General features: G+C 38.4%; 17 protein-coding genes and 1 pseudogene. 9 read left to right on the forward strand and 9 right to left on the reverse strand.

From position 1 onward, the window contains the following. Positions 1-2: 2 nt before the first annotated feature. Both BM207_RS08695 and BM207_RS08700 read left to right on the forward strand, forming a co-directional pair. A complete protein-coding gene (locus BM207_RS08695; RefSeq protein WP_090993339.1) occupies positions 3-2,057 on the forward strand; it encodes a glycoside hydrolase family 2 protein in 2,055 nt (684 codons plus the stop codon). Between the two features lie 167 nt (positions 2,058-2,224). Then, the gene (locus BM207_RS08700) at positions 2,225-2,896 is read left to right on the forward strand and encodes a hypothetical protein (RefSeq protein ID WP_090993182.1); all 672 of its coding nucleotides are present in this window, start codon (positions 2,225-2,227) and stop codon (positions 2,894-2,896) included. 76 nt (positions 2,897-2,972) lie between these two features. Here the strand turns inward: BM207_RS08700 and BM207_RS08705 are convergent, their stop codons facing one another. Next, entirely contained in the window at positions 2,973-3,671 is a 699-nt protein-coding gene (locus BM207_RS08705; protein ID WP_090993183.1) for a LytR/AlgR family response regulator transcription factor, read from the reverse strand. Next, positions 3,672-5,336 (reverse strand): histidine kinase, encoded by a 1,665-nt coding sequence (locus BM207_RS08710; RefSeq protein ID WP_090993184.1) that lies wholly within the window; start codon positions 5,334-5,336, stop codon positions 3,672-3,674. 109 nt (positions 5,337-5,445) lie between these two features. Here BM207_RS08710 and BM207_RS08715 point away from each other — a divergent pair, with 109 nt between their 5' ends. Continuing rightward, a complete protein-coding gene (locus BM207_RS08715) occupies positions 5,446-7,821 on the forward strand; it encodes a TonB-dependent receptor (protein WP_090993185.1) in 2,376 nt (791 codons plus the stop codon). A 188-nt stretch (positions 7,822-8,009) separates the two neighbouring features. Here the strand turns inward: BM207_RS08715 and BM207_RS08725 are convergent, their stop codons facing one another. From BM207_RS08725 to BM207_RS08735, 3 genes and pseudogenes are all read right to left on the reverse strand, one after another. Continuing rightward, the gene (locus BM207_RS08725) at positions 8,010-8,822 is read right to left on the reverse strand and encodes a helix-turn-helix domain-containing protein (protein ID WP_090993187.1); all 813 of its coding nucleotides are present in this window, start codon (positions 8,820-8,822) and stop codon (positions 8,010-8,012) included. A 34-nt stretch (positions 8,823-8,856) separates the two neighbouring features. Beyond that, positions 8,857-8,997, reverse strand: a pseudogene (locus tag BM207_RS08730) (SDR family oxidoreductase); the annotation flags it as partial. A gap of 146 nt (positions 8,998-9,143) precedes the next feature. Continuing rightward, positions 9,144-10,142 carry an SDR family NAD(P)-dependent oxidoreductase gene (locus tag BM207_RS08735; protein ID WP_090993340.1) on the reverse strand — a complete coding sequence of 333 codons (999 nt, stop codon included), beginning with the start codon at positions 10,140-10,142 and terminating at the stop codon, positions 9,144-9,146. A gap of 274 nt (positions 10,143-10,416) precedes the next feature. Between BM207_RS08735 and BM207_RS08745 the strand changes: the two genes are divergently transcribed. After that, the gene (locus BM207_RS08745) at positions 10,417-11,052 is read left to right on the forward strand and encodes a hypothetical protein (protein ID WP_090993190.1); all 636 of its coding nucleotides are present in this window, start codon (positions 10,417-10,419) and stop codon (positions 11,050-11,052) included. Next, positions 11,052-11,738, forward strand: a complete 687-nt coding sequence (locus BM207_RS08750; protein ID WP_090993191.1) for a hypothetical protein — start codon at positions 11,052-11,054, stop codon at positions 11,736-11,738. The genes BM207_RS08745 and BM207_RS08750 overlap by 1 nt, the downstream gene beginning before the upstream one ends. A gap of 90 nt (positions 11,739-11,828) precedes the next feature. Here the strand turns inward: BM207_RS08750 and BM207_RS08755 are convergent, their stop codons facing one another. Next, positions 11,829-12,983: a serine hydrolase domain-containing protein gene (locus BM207_RS08755; RefSeq protein WP_090993192.1), complete on the reverse strand. Its 1,155-nt coding sequence runs from the start codon at positions 12,981-12,983 to the stop codon at positions 11,829-11,831. Positions 12,984-13,261: 278 nt separating this feature from the next. Here BM207_RS08755 and BM207_RS08760 point away from each other — a divergent pair, with 278 nt between their 5' ends. Then, complete coding sequence (locus BM207_RS08760) at positions 13,262-13,834, forward strand: hypothetical protein (protein ID WP_090993193.1); 573 nt, start codon at positions 13,262-13,264, stop codon at positions 13,832-13,834. An 869-nt stretch (positions 13,835-14,703) separates the two neighbouring features. On the opposite strand, the gene BM207_RS08770 is transcribed toward BM207_RS08760, so the two are convergent. Both BM207_RS08770 and BM207_RS08775 read right to left on the reverse strand, forming a co-directional pair. Then, positions 14,704-15,024, reverse strand: coding sequence for an AAA family ATPase (locus tag BM207_RS08770; protein ID WP_090993195.1), 321 nt, complete (start codon positions 15,022-15,024; stop codon positions 14,704-14,706). A gap of 4 nt (positions 15,025-15,028) precedes the next feature. Beyond that, positions 15,029-15,268, reverse strand: a complete 240-nt coding sequence (locus BM207_RS08775) for a hypothetical protein (protein WP_090993196.1) — start codon at positions 15,266-15,268, stop codon at positions 15,029-15,031. 1,410 nt (positions 15,269-16,678) lie between these two features. On the opposite strand from BM207_RS08775, the gene BM207_RS19450 reads away from it, so the two are divergent. Genes BM207_RS19450 through BM207_RS08790 form a run of 3 tightly spaced genes read left to right on the forward strand, consistent with a single transcriptional unit; the run spans position 16,679 to position 20,024 of the window. Further along, positions 16,679-16,993 carry a DUF6660 family protein gene (locus tag BM207_RS19450; protein WP_394332968.1) on the forward strand — a complete coding sequence of 105 codons (315 nt, stop codon included), beginning with the start codon at positions 16,679-16,681 and terminating at the stop codon, positions 16,991-16,993. Between the two features lie 56 nt (positions 16,994-17,049). Next, a complete protein-coding gene (locus BM207_RS08785; protein ID WP_090993198.1) occupies positions 17,050-19,224 on the forward strand; it encodes a TonB-dependent receptor in 2,175 nt (724 codons plus the stop codon). Positions 19,225-19,226: 2 nt separating this feature from the next. Then, positions 19,227-20,024 carry a cation efflux transmembrane domain-containing protein gene (locus BM207_RS08790; protein WP_090993199.1) on the forward strand — a complete coding sequence of 266 codons (798 nt, stop codon included), beginning with the start codon at positions 19,227-19,229 and terminating at the stop codon, positions 20,022-20,024. Between the two features lie 309 nt (positions 20,025-20,333). Here BM207_RS08790 and BM207_RS08795 read toward each other — a convergent pair whose 3' ends face one another. Then, complete coding sequence (locus tag BM207_RS08795) at positions 20,334-20,687, reverse strand: hypothetical protein (protein WP_143095933.1); 354 nt, start codon at positions 20,685-20,687, stop codon at positions 20,334-20,336. Positions 20,688-20,797: the final 110 nt, after the last annotated feature.

A 20,797-nucleotide genomic window follows, 5' to 3' on the forward strand; every position in this document is an offset into this window, starting at 1 on the left:
GAATGATAAACCGTAAATATTTCTTACAATTTCTTCTTTTTGTAAGTATAATCATCAATTTTAAGCAGGTACTGGCAAATTCAGCCGATAATGGTCGACAATCTTTTTCGTTAAACGACAACTGGAAATTTTATTTTGCCTATAATTTTGAGCAAAATATTGACAAACAAACCGTAAATCTGCCACATACGTGGAATGCCGGAGAAACTTTAAAAGGTGTTGCTAACTATAGCAGAACCACAGCCATTTACGAAAACACTTTATTGATAAAACCTGAATGGAATGGTAAAAGGCTTTTTATTTATTTTGAAGGGGTTAATAGCGTAGCTACAGTGTTTATTAATAAGAAAATTGCAGGCGAGCATTTTGGCGGCTATACCGGCTTTTGTGTAGAAATTACCAATTTGGTTAAGCCCGGCGAAAATTCAATTAGCGTACAAGTAAGCAACGCTTATCGTACAGATGTAATTCCTTTGCATGGCGATTTTAATATTTATGGCGGCATTCATCGCAAGGTATCCTTGTTGGTAACTAATGCAAACTGTATTAGTCCGTTAGATTACGGCTCATCAGGTGTTTACATTCAGCAAGAGCAGGTATCTGCACAAAATGCATCGATAGAAGTTTTGAGCAAATTAGCTGTTCAAAGCACCCAAGGACTATCACTACAAACCACCGTTTACGACCAGCAGAAAAGAAAAGTTGCCAGTTTAAAAACAGCGTTAAGCACCGCAACAACATCATCTTTAAAGCAGCAATTAACAATTGATCAACCCACTTTATGGAATGGAAAAGCAAATCCTTACCTGTACTCAGTAGAAGTAAGTTTACTGCACAATAATGAAATTATAGACCAGGTAACACAGCCACTGGGCTTACGTTATTTTAAGGTTGATGCCGATAAAGGTTTCTTTTTAAATGGTCAATATCTTGATTTGTATGGTGTTGGCAGACATGAAGATGTGGCAGGCAAAGGTTCGGCTTTAACCGATACCGACCAAGCTAACGATATGGATTTGATTAAAACACTTGGTGCAACAGCTGTAAGGTTAACTCATTATCCACACAATAAGCAGTTTTATGATTTATGTGATAAAAATGGTCTTGTGGTATGGTCTGAAATTCCATTTGTTGGTCCAGGAGGATATACGGGTACGGGATACATTAAAAGCAAAACTTTGGAAAGCAATGTAAAAACCATGCTTTTAGAAATGATTAGGCAGAATTATAACCATCCGTCTGTTTGTTTTTGGGGATTGTTTAACGAGTTGAAATTGGATTACGATGATCCACAACCATTTATTGAAGAGCTAAATGCATTGGCAAAAGATGAAGATCCTGGGCGATTAACCACTTTGGCTTCTAATTTAGAGAAAAATACTTTTACCAATCTTACCGATTTAATGGGCTGGAACCAATATTTTGGTTGGTATGGGGGTTTATTTAGCGATGTAGGTAATTGGGCCGATGCAACCCATGCCGCATTACCCAAAAAACCAATCAGCATAAGCGAGTATGGGGCAGGGGCAAGTCCGTTTAAACATACCGAAACCCAAGATAAAGTAGCACCGAAAGGAAAATTCCATCCAGAAGAATATCAAACAGCTTTTCATGAGGCGCACTGGGCTGCTTTAAAAAAGAGGCCTTTTATTTGGGGTAAATTTATATGGGTACTGGCCGATTTTGGGTCATCTATCCGTACAGAAGGCGATCAGGATGGTATGAATGATAAAGGACTGGTAACTTACGATCGCACTATAAAAAAAGATGCCTTCTACTTCTATAAAGCCAACTGGAACCCTGAGCCAATACTGTACCTTGCCGAACGTAGAAATACCAATCGTACCAAAACAATAACTACCGTTAAAGTTTTTAGCAATGCTGCAAATGCGCAATTATGGATTAATGATAAATTAATTGGTAAAAAAGCTAAGAACGACCTAAATACCATCCTTTGGGAAAAGGTAAAATTGGCACCAGGTCTCAACAAAATTGTAGTTAAAGCAGAAATAAAAGGCAAAGCATTAGTAGATAGCTGTGAATGGACGGTGAATTAGTTAGTTCAAGTTCATTAGTATGCACCAGCTTGCAGGGGCATGCCATAACACTAATGGGCACGAAAATTGTTTTGCCTAACACAAAAAAACCAGAAAGGAAAAAGTGGAAATAATTCTCCGGAATCTGGAGTTTGACAGGAGAGGCTTCCTTAAAGAAATACAACCTTATGATAAAATATGTTGCAATTCCATACTACATGGCCATCGGGCGTTCCATCCTTTCAGGTAAGGACAACAGGAAGGAAATCCTAGAAAATAAAAAAATGGGTATGATTTCCAACATGGCATCCAAACTGGCTGCTGTTATATTTATGGGGATGTCTGCCTCCTGCGTGAGCCTCAAAACGCCACAACGTGAAGACCTTGTCTCCCTGATGGCACCAATGGAAATAGGAAAGTATCCAGTCAGCGTCAATCGTACAGTCACCTCTAAATCTCGGAAGGACACGATAATTTCAACGGTGGTATGGCAGTATTTTAAGAATTCTGAAGGAAAAGACTCTCTTGATGTCGAACGAGCCACGCATATCAAACTGAAGATGGTTGATGGAAAGAATCTTGTGGCGACATTATATCATGGGGATGTCTCCTTAAAGACAGAGATAATGAAAGGCAGTCTGAAGAAGGGCTACTTCAGGGCTAGGCACGATTTTTCCATGAAGGGCGTCCCGCCGTTTTACTGGAAGACGTCTTCCGCAAAAATACAATTCGGAATCGGCAGGGAAGGACAGCTATATATCGATACTGCCGATGAAACCAATGGTAGCATTCTGATCATGGTTGCCGGCACCCCTGGTTTCACGCGAAGCCTTACTGTTCCTGCTATTGAAAATAAATAAGACTCGAAAGCAAAATATAGAAGCTCTCTGCCAACTATCACTTTCATATTTCGGATGTAATAGAATCAGTCAGTTTTTAAATAATTTTACTTTTAAGCTCCTTATATTTTGAACGTCCTATAGGCAAGGTTTCGCCACTTTTCAGCAAAAGGCCATACTTTGACCCGGGGCTCACCAGTACCTTATCCGACAATTCCAGGTTCACCAGGTATGATTTGTGGATGCGTTCAAAATTTGCTGGAAGCAATTGTTGTAAGTGTTCCAAAGACTTATCATGCAATTCCTTCTCACCGTTCTTCAAGTGAAGCTCTGTATAAATGCCTGCGCCTTTGATGTAATTCAGCTCAGCGATACCCACCAAACGCAGTTGTCCCGCTTTTTTAATAGACAGGTATTTAATCCCTTCCTCAGGTTTAATCGAAGGCGTGATGCATCTTTTTAGTGCCTGGAACAATCGGTCCTCATCAAATGGCTTAGGAACGAAATCAATAACCCCATAAGCAAAAGCGGTGATGGCTTTATCCGTATAGGCAGAAACAATAATGGTATGAAAAGAACACGCAACCATGCGCTCCAACACTTGAAACCCATCATCCCCATTCAGGTTCAGGTCAAGAAGCAGCAGGTTCAGCGGTTTGGAGGCCACGTATTGGATCCCTTTTTGCAGGGAATCACAGACCGTGATTTCATGTGCTTTACTTCCGAAAAACTCTGCCGTCATGCGCTGCAGTCGACGGGCAATTCTGGCCTCATCCTCAATGATTAATATCTTCATTTAATTTAAAATATTAATGGTGGTTAACCAACCTGTAGCTGTAGCGGCAGAATGAAAGGTCCATTTTTGCCCGTAACTCTCCAGCAGCCTTGCTTGAATATATTTAAAGCCCGTGCCTCCATGTCTATTCTCCGAGATGGGGCGGTTTCTGGCAAGGGTTTCAAAAAGATATTGTCTCATCGTCGGTCTTTTGATATAAGTCAGTCGAAAGGTGATGCCGTTCCCAGACAAGGGAATACTATGGGTGATGCCGTTTTCTAAAATCGTATGAAGGATAGCTGGTGGAATCATTTCGCTTTCATCTATCCCCGAATCTTCCCATTGAAAGTTAATCTCTTTACGGAATTCCATCACGGCTAAATGCCGTTTACAAAGCTCGATTTCCTGGGTAATCGGAATCAAAGTCTGCTCAGCAATATCATTCATTACACCAAATTCAGCAGCCAATTCCTGGATAAAACGGGCGCCATCTTTAGGCGATTCCTCTACCCAATCCATCATTGATGTTAAAGTATTTCTTAAATAATGAGGCTGAATATTCTTCTTCAATAATTCCAGTTGAAGTCTTGATGAAAGGGCCAGTGCTTCCTGGTGTTCTTGTTCCAGCTCACTCGCCCGTATGGAATGGAGATAAAGCATACAAAGTACAATCACTGTAAAGCTTATAAAGAGCCCATAGTCATAGACGATATACCTTCCTACGAGTCCACTAATAACTAATCCGGCAAAGACAATAAAGCCACCCTTTTCTTTCCTAACAATTGCTTTGCCTACGATGAGGAAAGTGCTCATTAACATAGCTAAACTATACAGGCTAGCTGTTAAATCATATCGCCCATGATTATAAACATAAATAACCAGCAAAATCAGCAACAAGATCCCAAAAAGCCACATTCGTTTTTCGAGATGAAAATGAATTGCAAAATACCACGGCACCAACAGTGCGATGGCAAAGGTGAGCCAGCCGATTACTTCAAGGCGGGTATAAAAATAATGATAGGGAATCACGACATGGAATTTTAGGTATTCCATAATCAATAAAAGGAAAAAGAGCAGGCAGATGGTGGCGAAAATTAAAATCGTTAATTGCCTGCGCTTGCTGTTGATGTATAGAAAGAAATAATAGACAGCAGCGGTAAGGAAAGCACCGGCCATCAGGTTCATATAAGCCATTGCAATCAATGGCATGGTGAGTAATGTGCTATATTTAAAGATCCTGAAACCTACTCTACGATCAGCTGAAGGTTGAGCAGTTTGTGTAGTCCTGAGCGCAATCAGGTGATCGCCTGCAATGCTTAAGCTGTCGGGGATCAGGAAAACACTACTTTCAGTTCCTGGCTCTTCTTCTTTCCCATTGATCGCAATTTTTCCATTTTTACCAATCAGCACGCCATCCCAGTAGACCTCAAATGCACCGAAAGAATTGATAAGCAAGCCCAATGGGCGTTGACTACTGTCAGTCTGATGCAGTTTCAAATGTGTACGTGACCAGAAAACCCTGTTTGCCGTATTCCCTCTAATTTCCGACCACGTCTTATCATTTAAATTTTTAGCTGCAAAAGCCAGATTGTCGCCAGTGGTATAAAGCGTTATCGGTTCTTCATTGTAAACCACAGGTAGACTAAACTGGCCGAGGAGCGTAAATAATAGTACGAGGAGATGCATGAAGTAAATATACACGCTATTTTACATTTACAACGACCGTTTGAAAGACTATAGAGCCGTTGGCATGTTTTTTAAATACCTATGCACCTCAAATAGCTACACTTGCTGTATGAAAACAACTTTACTTACCCTTGCCATCCTTATTCTTAGTACCCTCTTATTTGCACAACGTGCACAACTTTTAGGTATGGTACAAGAGCATCCGGGCAATAGCCCACTTCCTTCTGTTACCGTTACATTGAAAGATGCATCCGCAAAACTGATAGCCGCAGCAATTACAAATGATCAGGGGATTTACCAGTTAGACGGCATTCCAACTGGCAGTTTTGTTCTTACTTATAGCTTCACAGGCTTCGAGACCTTCACAAAAGCCATTGAGATTACTTCCAGTAAATCTATTAACCTAAATGCAGTCGCCTTAAAACCAGATGCCAGGCTATTAAGCGAAGTCACTGTCATCGGCGAAAGAGCGGCTTTAAGTCTTAAGCCTGGAAAAAAAGTATTTGAGGTAGGGAAGGATATAGTTGGACAGGCGGGTTCTATCACTGACCTGCTGAATGTTGTGCCGTCTGTGAGTGTGAGTCCCGGTGGAGGGATCAGTTTGAGGGGCAACAGTAGTGTATTGGTACTTATTGATGGTCGACGTAGTGGCCTAACTCAGAGCAATGCTTTGGAGCAGATTCCTGCCGATCGAGTGGAGCGTGTGGAGATAATTAGTAATCCTTCTTCCAAATATGATGCCTCAGGTTCAGCAGGGATCATTAATATCATTTTAAAGAAAGATAAAAAGTCCGGTTTTAGCGGTCAACTCCGTGCGGTTGCCGGAAGTCCGAATGACACCAGACTCAATTCCAGTCTAAACTATAAATCCGATAACCTTGATCTTTTTGCTACTTATGGAATAAGGAAAACGGATTATGTGGGTTTGTACAGGTTACAGCAAAGATTTAACCCTTTAGAAGCAGGTGAGCTAAACAGGCGTCAGGATGAGCAACGTCATGATGACGGTAAATTACTTTATTTCGGTATAGACTATCAAGTCAATGCAAAAAACACGGTTACCGCAGCCTTTCTGCGCAATGCTACTGATGATCATGATAAAACGCAGTTGAGATATCTTTATTCCAACAAAGATGGGGCTATCGACAGCAGCCTAAATCGCAATGGCGAATCATGGGAGCAACGAAATTATAACCAGGTAGAGTTTAATTATACCCGCAATTTTAATACATCTGGCAAGAAGTTAACTGTAGACATGCAATATGATTTCTGGAACAGCAATAAAGATTGGAATTTAAGTACGGAGCGCAATTTGCCAACAAATATCTTATTACCGATAGTGAGAACGGGAGCTCGTGGCGCCACCAAAGATCTCATTGTACAAACTGATTTGACACTACCGATAGATAGTAACGCCGGTTTTGCATTTGGTTTGAAAATGGACAACCGCAGCGTACGCAGTCATTTCATTGCAGAGCAGGAGCAAGGAGGTCTTTGGGATATTATTGATCAGATTGATAATCGATTGATTTACAAAGAATTGATTGGAACTGCATATATCGAGTTTTCTAGTAAAAGTGGTCGCCTGAGCTATCAAGCAGGTTTAAGGAACGAGCTTACACAGATTGGCATTGAAGAAAGTGGTGGTGAATATGCCAGCACTAAAAATTACAATCGTCTGTTTCCTACGCTTAGCCTCAATTATAACTTTAGCAAAGGTGTTACATTGCAAGGGAGCTATAGCAAAAGGATTAACCGCCCTTCTCTTAACCTCATCTATCCTTTTAATGAATTGACTGATTTAACGACTCGCTTTATGGGTAATCCAGATCTTAATCCATCTTATGCTGACGTTTTTGAATTGAGCTTTCTGCAGAATTGGAATTCATTTACTTTCAACCCATCGGTATATTTCCAAAACAATAGGGATGTCATTAAAGAATATACCTACCGAAATAGCGATAACCTGTTTATCACTTTACCGGTTAATATTGACCACGAAACGCGACAAGGTATTGAATTGTTGCTGCAATACAAGCCGGTGAAATGGTTGCAGATGGCTACTGAAATTAACGCATACCGGTATTCACAGCGCGGGATTTATCATGGACAAGACTTTACCTACACAGATAATACCATCACAGGGAGAATGAATACCCAGGTTAAGTTAAAAAACAAGTTAGCGTTTCAAGCGATTTACAACTTCATTGGGGTAAATGCAACAGCACAAACGCGGAACACTGCTATTCATAGCATTGATGTAGGTGCAAGCAAAACTTTTCTTAAGGATAGGATTACACTATTGTTTGATGCGAGCAATATATTTGAACTTCGAAAATTTGAGAGCAGAACTATAGGCGCTGATTATGTGATCAGACAAAGCAATATTCCCAATGCAACACGTTACAGGATGACGTTGATTTATAAGCTGAATCTGAAAAATAACCAATCCGTTAGGCAGGCGAAAAGTGGAAATAGGGGGTAAAGTGATTCCTAGCTTAGCCAATCTTTATATGTTTTATCCAATAGGCTTAGTTTTGGGCAAACCGATATATCCAATACAAAAAAATGGAGTATTTATTGATGCTGATACAAAAGCATGGCTTGATGCTATACTAATGATATTAGAGCTCGACAATGTTTTAGGTTACATATTAAAGATTCTATTAGATATTAGCTATTCATCAAAATCTGATTGGGCGAGATTCCATATTTTTTTTTGAAAATAAAGGAAAAATGAGAGAGGTCTTCAAAACCGACTTCAAGGTAGACCTCGGTTGGTTTTTTCTTTTTCTCGGAAAGATGATAATAAGCAAGTTCCAGTCTTTTATTGGTCAACCATTTTTGTGGCGTTGTCTGGAATATTTTTTTGAAGTCCCTATTGAATGTTGATAAACTTCGACCTGTCAGATAACCTAATTTTTCCATTGGCATGTTAAACATAAAATTTCGTTGCATGAAATCGACTAAATCGATCTTGCCAGGAATATCGAAATTAGCGAGGACGCTGTCTACGCTAGGGTCGATCAATCTCAGGATATTGATGGCCTCTTCGATTTTAAGGCTGGCCAGATTTGCTGGAAATTCAGTTTCCAATTCAAAATAAGGGATGAGAGAAGCTAGACAGCTTTTCAGCAAGGGGTGGTTACTAAAGCGGTAAATCTTGTGCTGAGATTGGGTATGCTTGTTATGCTCAGTTTTTTCGTAGAATTTTTTTAGTCTTTCGGTTGATAAATGCATAACCACGGTTTTATGTGGCATGCCGTTTTTAGGATAGTTGATGATCGTGGCCAGTTCGTTCCTGGGGATCAAGAAAATATCCCCAGTTTTAAAATCAAACGTGGATTCGGCCTGTATGATCTTTGTTTCCCCCGAAATGAACCATACCAACATGTGATCATCAAACATCAAGTCCGATTTGAACAGCTTGTCCTGATAACAGGAAAGCTTGATGTCTTTGGTCAGGTATTTTGAAATATGTTCCATCGTGCTAAAGTTATTGGTTTTTGCACACTTTTCATTAGACGCTTTGACCACCATCGATTAAATACTCCGACCCTGTAATGAATAATGCTTCGTCACTTAATAAATATGTGATTAAGCTTGCTACTTCTTGTGGTTTTCCGAAACGGAGTAAAGGGATACTTTTAACCATTTTATTTTCAGTATTTTTTTCTTGGAGCTAATTCAACTGCTGCTATTTCAGAACAGTATTTAGCGGTGCTTTACTAGCTGCATAAACTAATAGCATATCTATTTTTCCATATCGCTGGTTTTCATATTCTAAAATTTAAGATTAAAGTTGATTTAAGAAATCTCAAAAGACACACCTGTCATATCCTCACTTAAATCCCATAGTCTTTTAGCACTACTTTCGTCCAAAGAGTAAGGTTTTACACCATAAGACCCAACACTGCTTTCATCGGCCAGTTGAGCAATATCACAATCTTCACAATAAACGCCTCCAACATTATCAAGCAGAGAACTTGTAGCACACCATACTGTTGTTGCTGCACCTTGTTGAATTGATTTTAATCTTGCTGCCACTTCCGGAAGCATATTACCATCAGCATCCAAGAAGCCCATTTGTTGAAATAGTTCTAACGAAGCTTCTCTGCCTAATTCAGTTCCTGCAATTGACCCAGGATGTAGTGAGTAAACCCTAACGTTAAATGCTTTGGCACGGTTGTCAAGTTCAAGAGAAAATAAATTACTGGCCGTTTTTGATTGACCGTAAGCTTGTAAAGTTTCGTATTCTCTATTAAGGAAGTTAGGGTCTTCAAAATTGAATGTACCCATTTGGTGTCCAAGAGACGATACATTGATTACTCTTGCACCATTTGCTTTTTTAAGTGCGGGAAATAATTTTGCTGTCAAGTGGAATTGACCTAAATAGTTAGTTGCCAATTGTGATTCAATACCTCTGCTGTCTCTGCGTAAAGGAACCCACATAATGCCTGCATTATTTATGAGCAAATGCAAAGGTCTGTTTGAAGCGAGGAATTTTTCAGCAAATACATCAATAGAGGCTGGATTCATAATATCCATTGTTTCTAATTCTACATTTTTTATACCGTTGAGATTTTTTTTAGCTTTATCAACGTCTCTTGCAGGTACAATTACTGTCGCCCCTGCGTTTGCAAGTGTAATTGTGGTTTCAAGGCCTATACCTGCATTTCCACCTGTTACAATTGCGATTTTACCTTTAAGGTCAATCCCATTGATTACATCACTTGTTGTTGATGTTGCGTTGAATCCTGAACCTTTTGGTTGTTGTAACGCACCTTGATAATTGTTGTGTCTCATTTTTTTAATTATTAAAAGTTTATAAGACAAAATTAGCGTCATAATAAGTGCTTCGCTTTGTTCAAAAAGTCAATTTACTTTGTTTAAAAAGTCAAGGATTTATTGCCTGTTTATTTACTGAGGAATTTACTTTTTTCAATGATATCTTTGGACTTGCTAAATATTACTGGACTTATTTTTCAAAAAAAAATCCAATATTTACAGATGAGATGCCAGGCGGGGAAGACGGCAAGGGATCTTTTCTATCTGGCAGCCTTATCTTTAACCAGTTTATATGAAATATCGGACTAAACTTTTACTTCTTGTGTGCTGTGCAGCCCTTTCCTGTCAAAACCAACCACAGCGTACAACTGCGAAGACCAACACAAGACATGCAATAGGGAAGGACCTGCCGGAAATGCATGCGGATACGCTCCAGTTTATCCATTTTGATGGAAACCTCGATTATTGGTACGCTTTCTTTCTGACATCACAGAAAGATACGCTGCGGCTGGTTACCGATCGGTTATTAGAAAAAGACCTGCTCAATAGGCTGCTTATCGTACGTTGGAAGCCAGACTCGCTTTGGGAAGCCGGGGACGATGAAAGAAAGTACATCGATAAACGCATAATCAGCTATAAGGAAATTAGAGGGAACCCATTCATCCCAGCGATCTCTGAGGAGCAAGTGCTGGATGACATCAGGAACCTCGTGGAGGTAAAAGAAAATGCCGAACGTGTCTGGATTGCCAAAAAACCAAATTTCGAATACCCATATTATGAAATCGAAACAGCAACTGAGGGAGAAGGAACTGTCTCCAGATTGTACTCTTTCAGAGCGTATACTTATCCGCGCTATGAAATCAAAATTTTTAACCGTTCCAATGATAGCGAATTGGCCTTAGCAGACTGGCGCAAGATAAATAACTGATGAAACATTTTAAAAAATTGGCCTTGTTAATTCTATTCTTATTACTGATTCCTATTGTGCTGCTGTACATCAATATACAGAAGGCAGCCCGGCTAGATGCACACTATATGGCGGCTCTTCAGGGGATGCATTCCGAGCCATTTGTGATCGACGAGCTGAATATTCCAGGCAAGAAACTTGTTCTTCAATCCAGTGCTGCTTCCGCAGGAAGCCTGCAGAAAGCCGAAGGACTGGGATACCTGCACTATGATACGCTTAAGAAACAGATCATTATCAGTTCGGAGGAGAATGTTCGTGGCGAAGGAGGTTCTTCAGGTATGGACAAAATGGTTCATTTTTCTTATTTCTCTTTGGAGGGAAAGCTGATGGACCATAAAAGCGCACGCCACAGAGTTGATGATGCGGGACTTGGAAATAGCATATTGCTGAAAAATTGGATTTTGCCATTCCAGAAATGGAAAGATGAAGGTCAGGAGATTTTCCTGAGGATCGGAAACGATACATTAAAATTTAAGCTTCCAGTAAAAAAGGGCGAAATTTTTCTGACAGAAAAACACAGCTACCGGACAGACCTTGCCTATTACAAGCTGCCTTCGGCCCTCAATAAAGAATTTCCAACCTTTTTGCTTTATCAGCCCCAGAATGGGCGCGAACGGCTCTTCATAATAAAAAACCGCGATAAATAGATGACCGGCATTATGGATGGGCAGATGATTTCCTTAGAGAAGACCCGTGAAATTTCAAAGGAGATTGTAAACATCAACGGATTGGCCAGATCAGAGCGGCTTTGAGGCTTTAATTACCGCCATCAACTCTAAAATATAGGCATGAGTAGATTTTTTAAGTCTGGGCCGCTCGTCAGTATTAAACTGAATAGCTATCGCGATATCCTCTTCTGGGAAATATTCAGCATCTGTACTATAACCTGGGAACCAACCGCCATGACCATATCCTAAGCCAAAATCTTTACTTGGTCTAATTTGCATAGCAAAACCATAAAGATGATCTCTTCCTGTTTTCGCTTTCACACCTTTTTTCATTTCTTGTCTGCTTTCTTCAGAAATCCCTTTAAAATTATAAAGCGCTTTAGCAAAAACCGCTAAGTCTGTGGAATTGGAAACAAAACCACCACCAGCCCATTCAAATTGCGGACTAAAAACGAATTGGCCATCTTTAACCATGGCACCATGGAAAGGAAATGGACTTTGGTTGCCGGAATAACCAGTAGCCAATCGTTCGAATTTCGATTTTGTGGAAGGCTCAGTGTTCACTAATTGATAAGGTTTAATGACTTGCTCTTTAATCATATCGTACATTTTCTTACCACTTATGTTTTCTAATATGTAAGCTAATATCAAGTAATTCGTATCCGCATAACCCCAATCTGTTCCCGCGACAAATAATGGTTTTCGGTTAAAAACATAACCAAACGTTTCCACTGGTGACCAAACTTTATAAGGATCTTGTTTAATTTTTTCCATAAAATCGCCCAATTCGTAATACTCTTCTATGCCAGAAGTATGATTCATCAATTGTCTGAATGTAATATCATTTGCGTTGGGCAGGCGATTAAACCATGGCTCCTTGCCAATATAGAGCGCTATTTTATCATCTAATTTAAATAAGCCTTTTTCTTTTAACATTAAGGCAACCACAGCAAATAAGGTTTTACCATTACTACCAGAAAACATTCGATGATCTGCTTTCATGGGTGTCATTTTTACGGAATCAGCAATACCAGCAGCTAAGGAGATCTTTTCTCCATTTGGCAAAATAGCGGCAAAGGTAATTCCCGGAAATTTATTCACCAACTGAAAGGAATCTAGTTTATTTTGTAATCTGCTTTTTAAGGTAGAATTAGTGCTCTTTTGAGCAAATACAGATTGTACAATTGATAAGCACAGCAGTAAAATTAAGGCGAAACGTTTCATTAGTGTTTAGTTGAAATGGTAATATCGAAGTTAATGAGTTAAGCTCAACGTTTATAATTCTATCATTATTTTTACTTGGACACTTTTAAGCCGGCTAAGCTAGAGTAGGCGTTTTAGCTGCAATTTCTATATTAAATATACAATTAATCTCTGATAAAAAGAGTATTGAAGACAGTGTTTATTAGCACTCGCTAGCAATTGAATATGTATGATTTGATAATGAGTTAATTTCTCTATCAAATATATCATTTGTATATTTAGTTCAAAACCCAGTTTCAATGAACACGCACTCCTATCAAAATTTTGTGATTGAAGTATTTGACGATCCGACTTATCAATCTGCATCCACGGATAACAAATTTAATTATTCGAAACATTACTCCAGTCTTGATGAAGATTGTGTGCCAACATCAAAGCATGGCATCATAATCTATCAAGAAGGCAAAGAAAGGAACAACTGTATTATTCTTGGAGGTGGTGGTAGCACTAGTATTTACAATAATTCATCTGTTATAGCTGCGGATCAATTATTGATTTGTTGCGCTGACAACATTTTTTGCATAAGCCTTCCTGACCTAAATTTAGAATGGAACATTCAGGCCGATCAGGCTACTTGTTTTCATATTTATAACTTTCATGAAGATTATATAGTTCATGGGGAACTGACAATATCACGTATCGACAAAAATGGCAACATAAAGTGGCAGTATGGTGGTTCCGACATCTTTGTTACATTAGACAATGAAGATGCTTTTACCTTAAATTCTGATCACATAGCACTTACAGATTTTAGCAAGGCAAAATATAAGGTCGATTTTAATGGTCAAACAATTGCGTATCAAGAGCAATAAATTATTTGTCAGAAATGAACTGAATAATAAGAAAAAGTGATAAAATGGATTTCCATACCAATTTAAATATCATAGTGGAGCCTATAAAAACAGAACTAAAGAACCTAGATTGGCTAATCCCAGGCTATATGAAAAAACTTATTATATGACTTACGGAGATAGTTAAAGATCAATTAGTGAATTTTATCATTTATAGTCTCATTATCGTAATATATAATTACTTGGAATTTGATGGTAACCTCACTGCATCTATATAGATCATGCCAATGGTTACATTTTCGATTTTACTCCTATTCGGAAGTATAGCCTTGATATATCTGGGACAACGTATCACCAACCACATATTACCATCCCTTTTTCTGCCGCAAATCTTAGGTTTTTTTATATTAATTTTCATCGCATTAGGTAATAATAACAGCATCTATGTAATAGGATATGGTATTGACGAGATCTTATGGAGTGCTTTATTTATAACGTCTTTGCTCAACCTCAGGCTATATTTGCGTCAACGAATGAGAATTATGAAAAACCTATGATAATTTCAAATAATACGATCTAAATTTATATTTTAAATTTCGTTCCTGATTGATTTGAACGCGGCTTATGAAAATTCTTATTTTCAGTAATAACATCATAAATATGCTGGTCTAACCTTCCGTTACTAAGTCCATATCTAGCAAAATTTTGAGGATAAATTAGTTCATTACTTTGGTATTTGACTAGTTCTCCATTTTGAAAGCGCATGATCAATTGATTTACTTCTCCTTCACCAGTGTAAATAAAATCCGATCTATCAAAATAAAAAAAGAAATTTGTAATATTTTTAAAGCTCTCGTTGAAATTAATTCTGATATTATTTCCAGATATGGTTAAGCCACTTTGTTGTATACCCCGAAGGCTACCCTTGTAATAGACTGCTGAATGTTATCTAAAAAAAGAGTTACTAGAGATGTTTTGTAACCAGCATGACGGGCATAATCAGCTAAATCTTTAAATGAGGCGTCATTAAAAACCGTTTCTATTAATACATCTTTACCATCATCAATGCTTTGTCTGGCTAGATCTTTAGTTCGGCCCTTATACACATCGGTCATCAATACTTCAAAACCTTCAAGTTCATTCAACCGTGTACGAATAAATGTCGATTTACCGGCAGCATTACAGCCAGCTACAAAAACCAATTCAGGCATAATGTTAATCCAATCTTTTAATGATCGTATCTCTCACCTCAATAGGCATATCATTTTCATCAGTTATTACTTCCAGAGCAACAAGATACTTCTCGCCTGTTGGCAACTCTTTACGCCAATACCCCTGGTCTTCGGCAAACTGTGCATAAAATGGATTGCCTAATTCAAATGCACGTTGACGACCTAACTCATGCATATTACCCATGTTTTTTAAAAGCTTGTCTACAATTGAGGATGTTTTCATGAAGATAAAATATAGTGGCTATTACAATACAAAAAACAATTCATTAAAGGAATTATTCAAATATAATTATAATGGTGGTAATATCACAGATGTGATATTTAAACAAGGGATTTAGTAATATTTTTTAACGCAAAATGCCCCAATTTGCATTGAGGCATTTCGTGATCCCGCTGGGATAATGACTTATTAATCCAATCGGTACTAAATGAGCAAGTTATAAAAAAATATATAATCATCATTTCAATTTGGGCACCAAATTGGGCACCAGTTATTTTGATATGTTTTGACCAATTTTGAAAGAACAAATCGTTGTTGAATACAATATAGTGATTATTTTACTATTAATATGTTATTAAAGATAATATATATAATTATTAGTCAGTTAGTATATTAAAGGGAATATAGCTTTTTATATCAAAGATTTTTTTCCTCTTTCTTGGGATACCTAACATGATTTCAGCCAGAAATTTATCTCTCAATTGTTATTTCTTTCTAATTCATCTTTTGGAAAATGAAGTTTGTGAATTTCGGTTATGAGTCTGGAAATTTCCTTGGAATTGCTGTAAAATTTGCTCATTTGAGGGATTGCCTTGTTCTTTCATTTTTATTGTTGAATAGTCAAATAATATGAAGAAGGAACGATTAGGAGTTTAATTTATTTCTATCTTATGAATAGTGGACAATATTGCATTAGCTATTAATTATTAATGTTGCGCTGTAAATCAATGATATATTGTTAATGTTTGGGTCGGTCAGCCAAAAATCAGCCATGCGTTCATTATTGGTAATACCATATTCTTATAATTTCATAGATTTAGTTTTGTGCGGGTAGGGTTGCCTTAAATTTTGTTTTAGTTTAGTCTTTTTAACCTATTCGGGCCGTGGAAATAACTGGTACAGCTTCCCTCTAGACAAATATTACCTGTAAAGCAGGTGAAGGAGATTGTATCAGTAAATAGGCAAATCCTTCAAAGGAGACGTTATAAATATCCCATCAGGAGTGGCACACTAGCATGGTGTAAGTAGGGACAGTACTATGACCGATGTGATCAGCAAAATCAAAAAGCATTACCGCCCTAACCTTAATCGCTCTGTCCTTTAAATACAACATCAACGCCATTGCACCTGCCATAGGTTTGGATGACTACATTCCAAAACCGTTCGATCTGGAGGAACTATATGTCACTCTTGGTAGCATATCCCGAAAAACCTAGAAGGAGATTAAATAGCAGCAACACCTAACTGCGTTAATAACTTATTTTAAGGGCTTAAGTTCAAGCTCATTTAATCGCCACAGTTGAGTAAGTGGTAAGATTACTACGATGTCATTTTAAGGTACTTTTCTTGTAGTCCAGAATTTCTTATCAAAATATTTATTCCAATTGATTTTGAAATCATTAGTTTTGCCGAGTGAGACTTACTTCGCTGATATTGACTATGATCGTTCTGGTGCTGAACACCATTCCGTGCTGTGCATTAGAAAACAATAAAGAACAGGCAATGGAGCAGTCGGCGAAGAAAAATGCTATTCAACATGGTGATGACTGCAAGAACTGTTCTCCATTCTATTCTTGTCGAAGTTGTTTTGGATCCGTGTTGGTATCAACGATGGTACTAACAGTTGATCTAACTGAGCCGCAAGTTCGGTCCATTACCCAGAAAGTTATCTTTAACTACACTGATGGAGTTGAAGTTAATGTCTGGCAGCCACCAAAGGCGGAATAACAATCCAACATACGAGATACCTCGTCAATTATAGACTTTCACATTTAATTTTTCACATGAAGAAATTACTATTGCTATTGGCGGCTGTGCTTTTCAGTGCCTTAGCCTACTCACAACATACATTTAAGGTAACCGTAAAGGATGCCAAAACAAACCAACCTTTATCTGGCGCATCTGTTTTATTGTTCAATAGCACAAAGGGGGCGATTGCAGACAGCTTGGGAACTGCAATATTAAATGGCATTCCCACTGGAAAACAGATTATCGTCTTTACGTACATTGGTTACCAGAAAAAAACGGATACACTTAAGTTCCCATTGTCACAAGCTGAGCCAATGGTCATTCTGTTGCAATCGACAGAAGAAAATGAAGCTCTGGAAGAAGTGGTAGTGTCTGCAACAAGGGGTAGCAGAACTATCGATAACATCCCTACCCGTGTGGAAGTGATCGCGGGAGAGGAACTGGACGAAAAAGGCAATATGAAGCCCGGCGATATCCGCATGATGCTCGCTGAAAGCACCGGCATCCAAACGCAGCAGACTTCCGCCACAAGTGGAAGTTCAAGCATCCGAATACAGGGACTTGATGGAAAATATACACAGATTATTCGCGATGGATTTCCATTGTATTCTGGATTTTCTGGTGGACTTGGGCTTTTACAGGTTGCCCCACTCGACCTCCAGCAGGTAGAAGTGATCAAAGGCTCTTCATCCACATTATATGGTGGGGGAGCAATTGCGGGCCTAGTCAATCTGGTCTCAAAAAAACCGACCGAAGAGCGCCAGTTAAATTTTCTGCTTAATGGCACTTCAGCCCTTGGGCTTGATGCTAGCGGATTTTATGCGCAAAAATTTGAAAAAGTTGGCATTACCACTTATGCCGCCTACAACCATGGTTCTGCTTATGACCCATCTAAAATAGGGCTAACCGCAATTCCAAAATTTAATCGTTTTACGCTTAATCCCAAGCTATTCATTTATTTTGATGAAGCTACAACGTTGATGGCAGGTGTAAATGCTACTGTCGAAAAAAGGATTGGTGGCAATATTGACTTTGTAAAAGGAAAGACAGTGTCTAACCCTTATTTTGAGGAGAATAATACCGATCGATATAGCACGCAAGTGGAACTTGGACATAGGCTTTCAGAAAATGGAAAGCTTACTTTTAAGAACAGTATTAGCTATTATGACAGGAGCATAGAACTTCCAAGCTATCTTTTCTCGGGAAGGCAGGTATCTACTTATAGTGAGGTAAACTATTCTAGAAATGGTGAGAAAGCTGATTGGGTATTTGGAGCAAATTTCCTTTCAGATAATTTCAAGGAAGACATCGGTACGTCTGCCGCATTACGGAATTATTCCCACAATACCATTGGCGCATTTGTTCAGAATACCTGGAACTCTACCGAAAAACTGACTATAGAGACAGGTATAAGAGGGGATTACCACAATGAATATGGATTTTTCTTCTTACCGCGTATTTCGGGGTTATGGAAAATCAACGATCATGTTTCCACACGACTTGGAGGAGGGTTCGGTTACAAAGCACCGAATGTTTTTACCGAAGATGCTGAACGAATACAGTTCAGATACGTACTGCCGATAAACGTGAGTAACACAAAGGCAGAACGTTCTTACGGTGCAAATTATGATATAAATTATAGAACTTCGCTTTTTACTGATAAAGTTGGCTTTAGCATAAACCACATGTTCTTTTATACCCGAATTGCAGACCCTATATTGCTTACTCCAATAGGATCAAACCTTGCCTATGTACAGCCTAATGGAAATATAATCACTAAAGGAATGGAAACTAACATTAAGCTAACATATGCTGATTTTAAACTATTTGTAGGTTATACATTGGCAGATGTTGGCCAAAAAGCAGGATCCGTCTATACAAACTATCCCTTGGTATCAAAGCACCGTTTAAACAATGTATTGATGTATGAGATCGAAGACAAATGGAAAATTGGAGCAGAGGCCTATTATTTCTCGAAACAGCAATTGAATGACGGTGTTATTGGAAAAAGTTACTGGACGGCTGGCCTAATGGCGGAAAAGCTGTGGGAGAAATTTTCGATCTTTGTGAACTTCGAGAATTTTACGGATACACGTCAGACAAAGTTCGATAGCATTTATACAGGCAATATAGCTAGCCCTATATTTAGAGATATCTATGCACCTGTTGATGGATTTGTAATCAATGGGGGGATAAAGTTAAAACTATAAGTATGAAGAAATCGACGTTTGAGATAAAGCGGATGGATTGTTCGGCAGAAGAACAGCTTGTTCGCATGAAACTGGAAGGCTTTGCAGAAATTTACCAGTTGAACTTTGATTTGGCTAACAGAAAGTTGGAGGTATTTCATTCTGATGATGTGAAACATATAGCAGATGCTATTCATGAGTTGAATTTAAATGATAACTATGTCGGTTCTGAAAATACCTTTAAACAATTATCTGCTTCAGGTAATGATAGCCATGAACGAAAGCTTCTACTCTATGTCTTGTTGATTAATGCATTCTTTTTTGCGTTGGAAATGGCAACGGGAATTATATCCCATTCTATGGGATTGGTAGCAGACAGCTTGGATATGCTGGCCGATGCATTAGTATACGGGCTTAGCCTTTTTGCGGTAGGTGGAACTATATTTCGAAAAAAGAAGGTCGCAAAAATCAGCGGATATTTTCAATTAGGACTGGCAGTATTAGGCTTCTTAGAGGTTCTTCGCCGCTTTTTTGATGGTGGAGAAGTGCCAGAATTCAAGATGATGATAGCTATTTCTTTACTTGCACTTGTTGGTAATGCAAGCTCGTTAGTAATTTTAAGGCGAACGAAAAGTGAAGACGCACACATCAAGGCGAGCCAAATATTTACCTCTAATGATGTGGTCATTAATCTTGGTGTGATACTGGCGGGTATTTTGGTTTACCTATTGTCATCCAAGGTTCCAGATCTGATTGTTGGAACTATAGTTTTTGCTATTGTCATTAGAGGAGCATTTTCAATAATGAAACTAGCGAAATAAATATTTAATAAAATACTTTACATAAAAAGCCGGGGATTCCCCGGCTTTTTACTGCTATTTGCAGGTTTTTTTGCATTCCCCTGATGCCTTACAGGCCTTGCTGCAGGTATCCATGCAATTTGGCTTACCACAGGTTTTCGAACATTTTGTACAACTGTTCATTTTGCTGTTACAGCAAGGAGTGTTTGCATAAGAAATTGAGAATATAGATAATGACATCACCATTGTGGCGAAAAGAAACTTTTTCATGATTTTTGATTTAAATGATTAATAATACTTACGGTACTAGATAGATGTACGGAATTATTATTAAACTTTTGGAGGGTGCCAGCCAATCTGTGTGTATCCAGTAATAACACCAATTGTTGCAAGTGGTATAGACTTACCGTTGCTCAAGATAAAAATATCTTGAAAAAGTAGCTGTTCAGAAATGATGAAACCATATTGGCTGCAAGAAACCATTCTGCTGCACGCCTTACTATCACATCCATTGTTCTGGTTGGTTTGTTTTCCGTGCTTGCAAGATCCTTCCTTACAGCAATCCGAGACCGAACTTGGACGCATATTTGCGCCATTCCCCTGAAGAGATGAAAGCATCAAAATGCAGGCAACCAGAAGTAAGGCGATCGGCTTCACAAAACAAATAACGTAATTGTAGTTCAATAAGATGTCATTTCAGTTAAAATACTTTGGCTGGAAGTGAATTATGACAAAAACATGTAATAATGATGTATTGAAGGTTCTATGGAACATGCGGTCAATTTAAACCTGTA

The sequence above is a fragment of the Pedobacter insulae genome, from assembly GCF_900113525.1.
Lineage (GTDB): Bacteria > Bacteroidota > Bacteroidia > Sphingobacteriales > Sphingobacteriaceae > Pedobacter > Pedobacter insulae.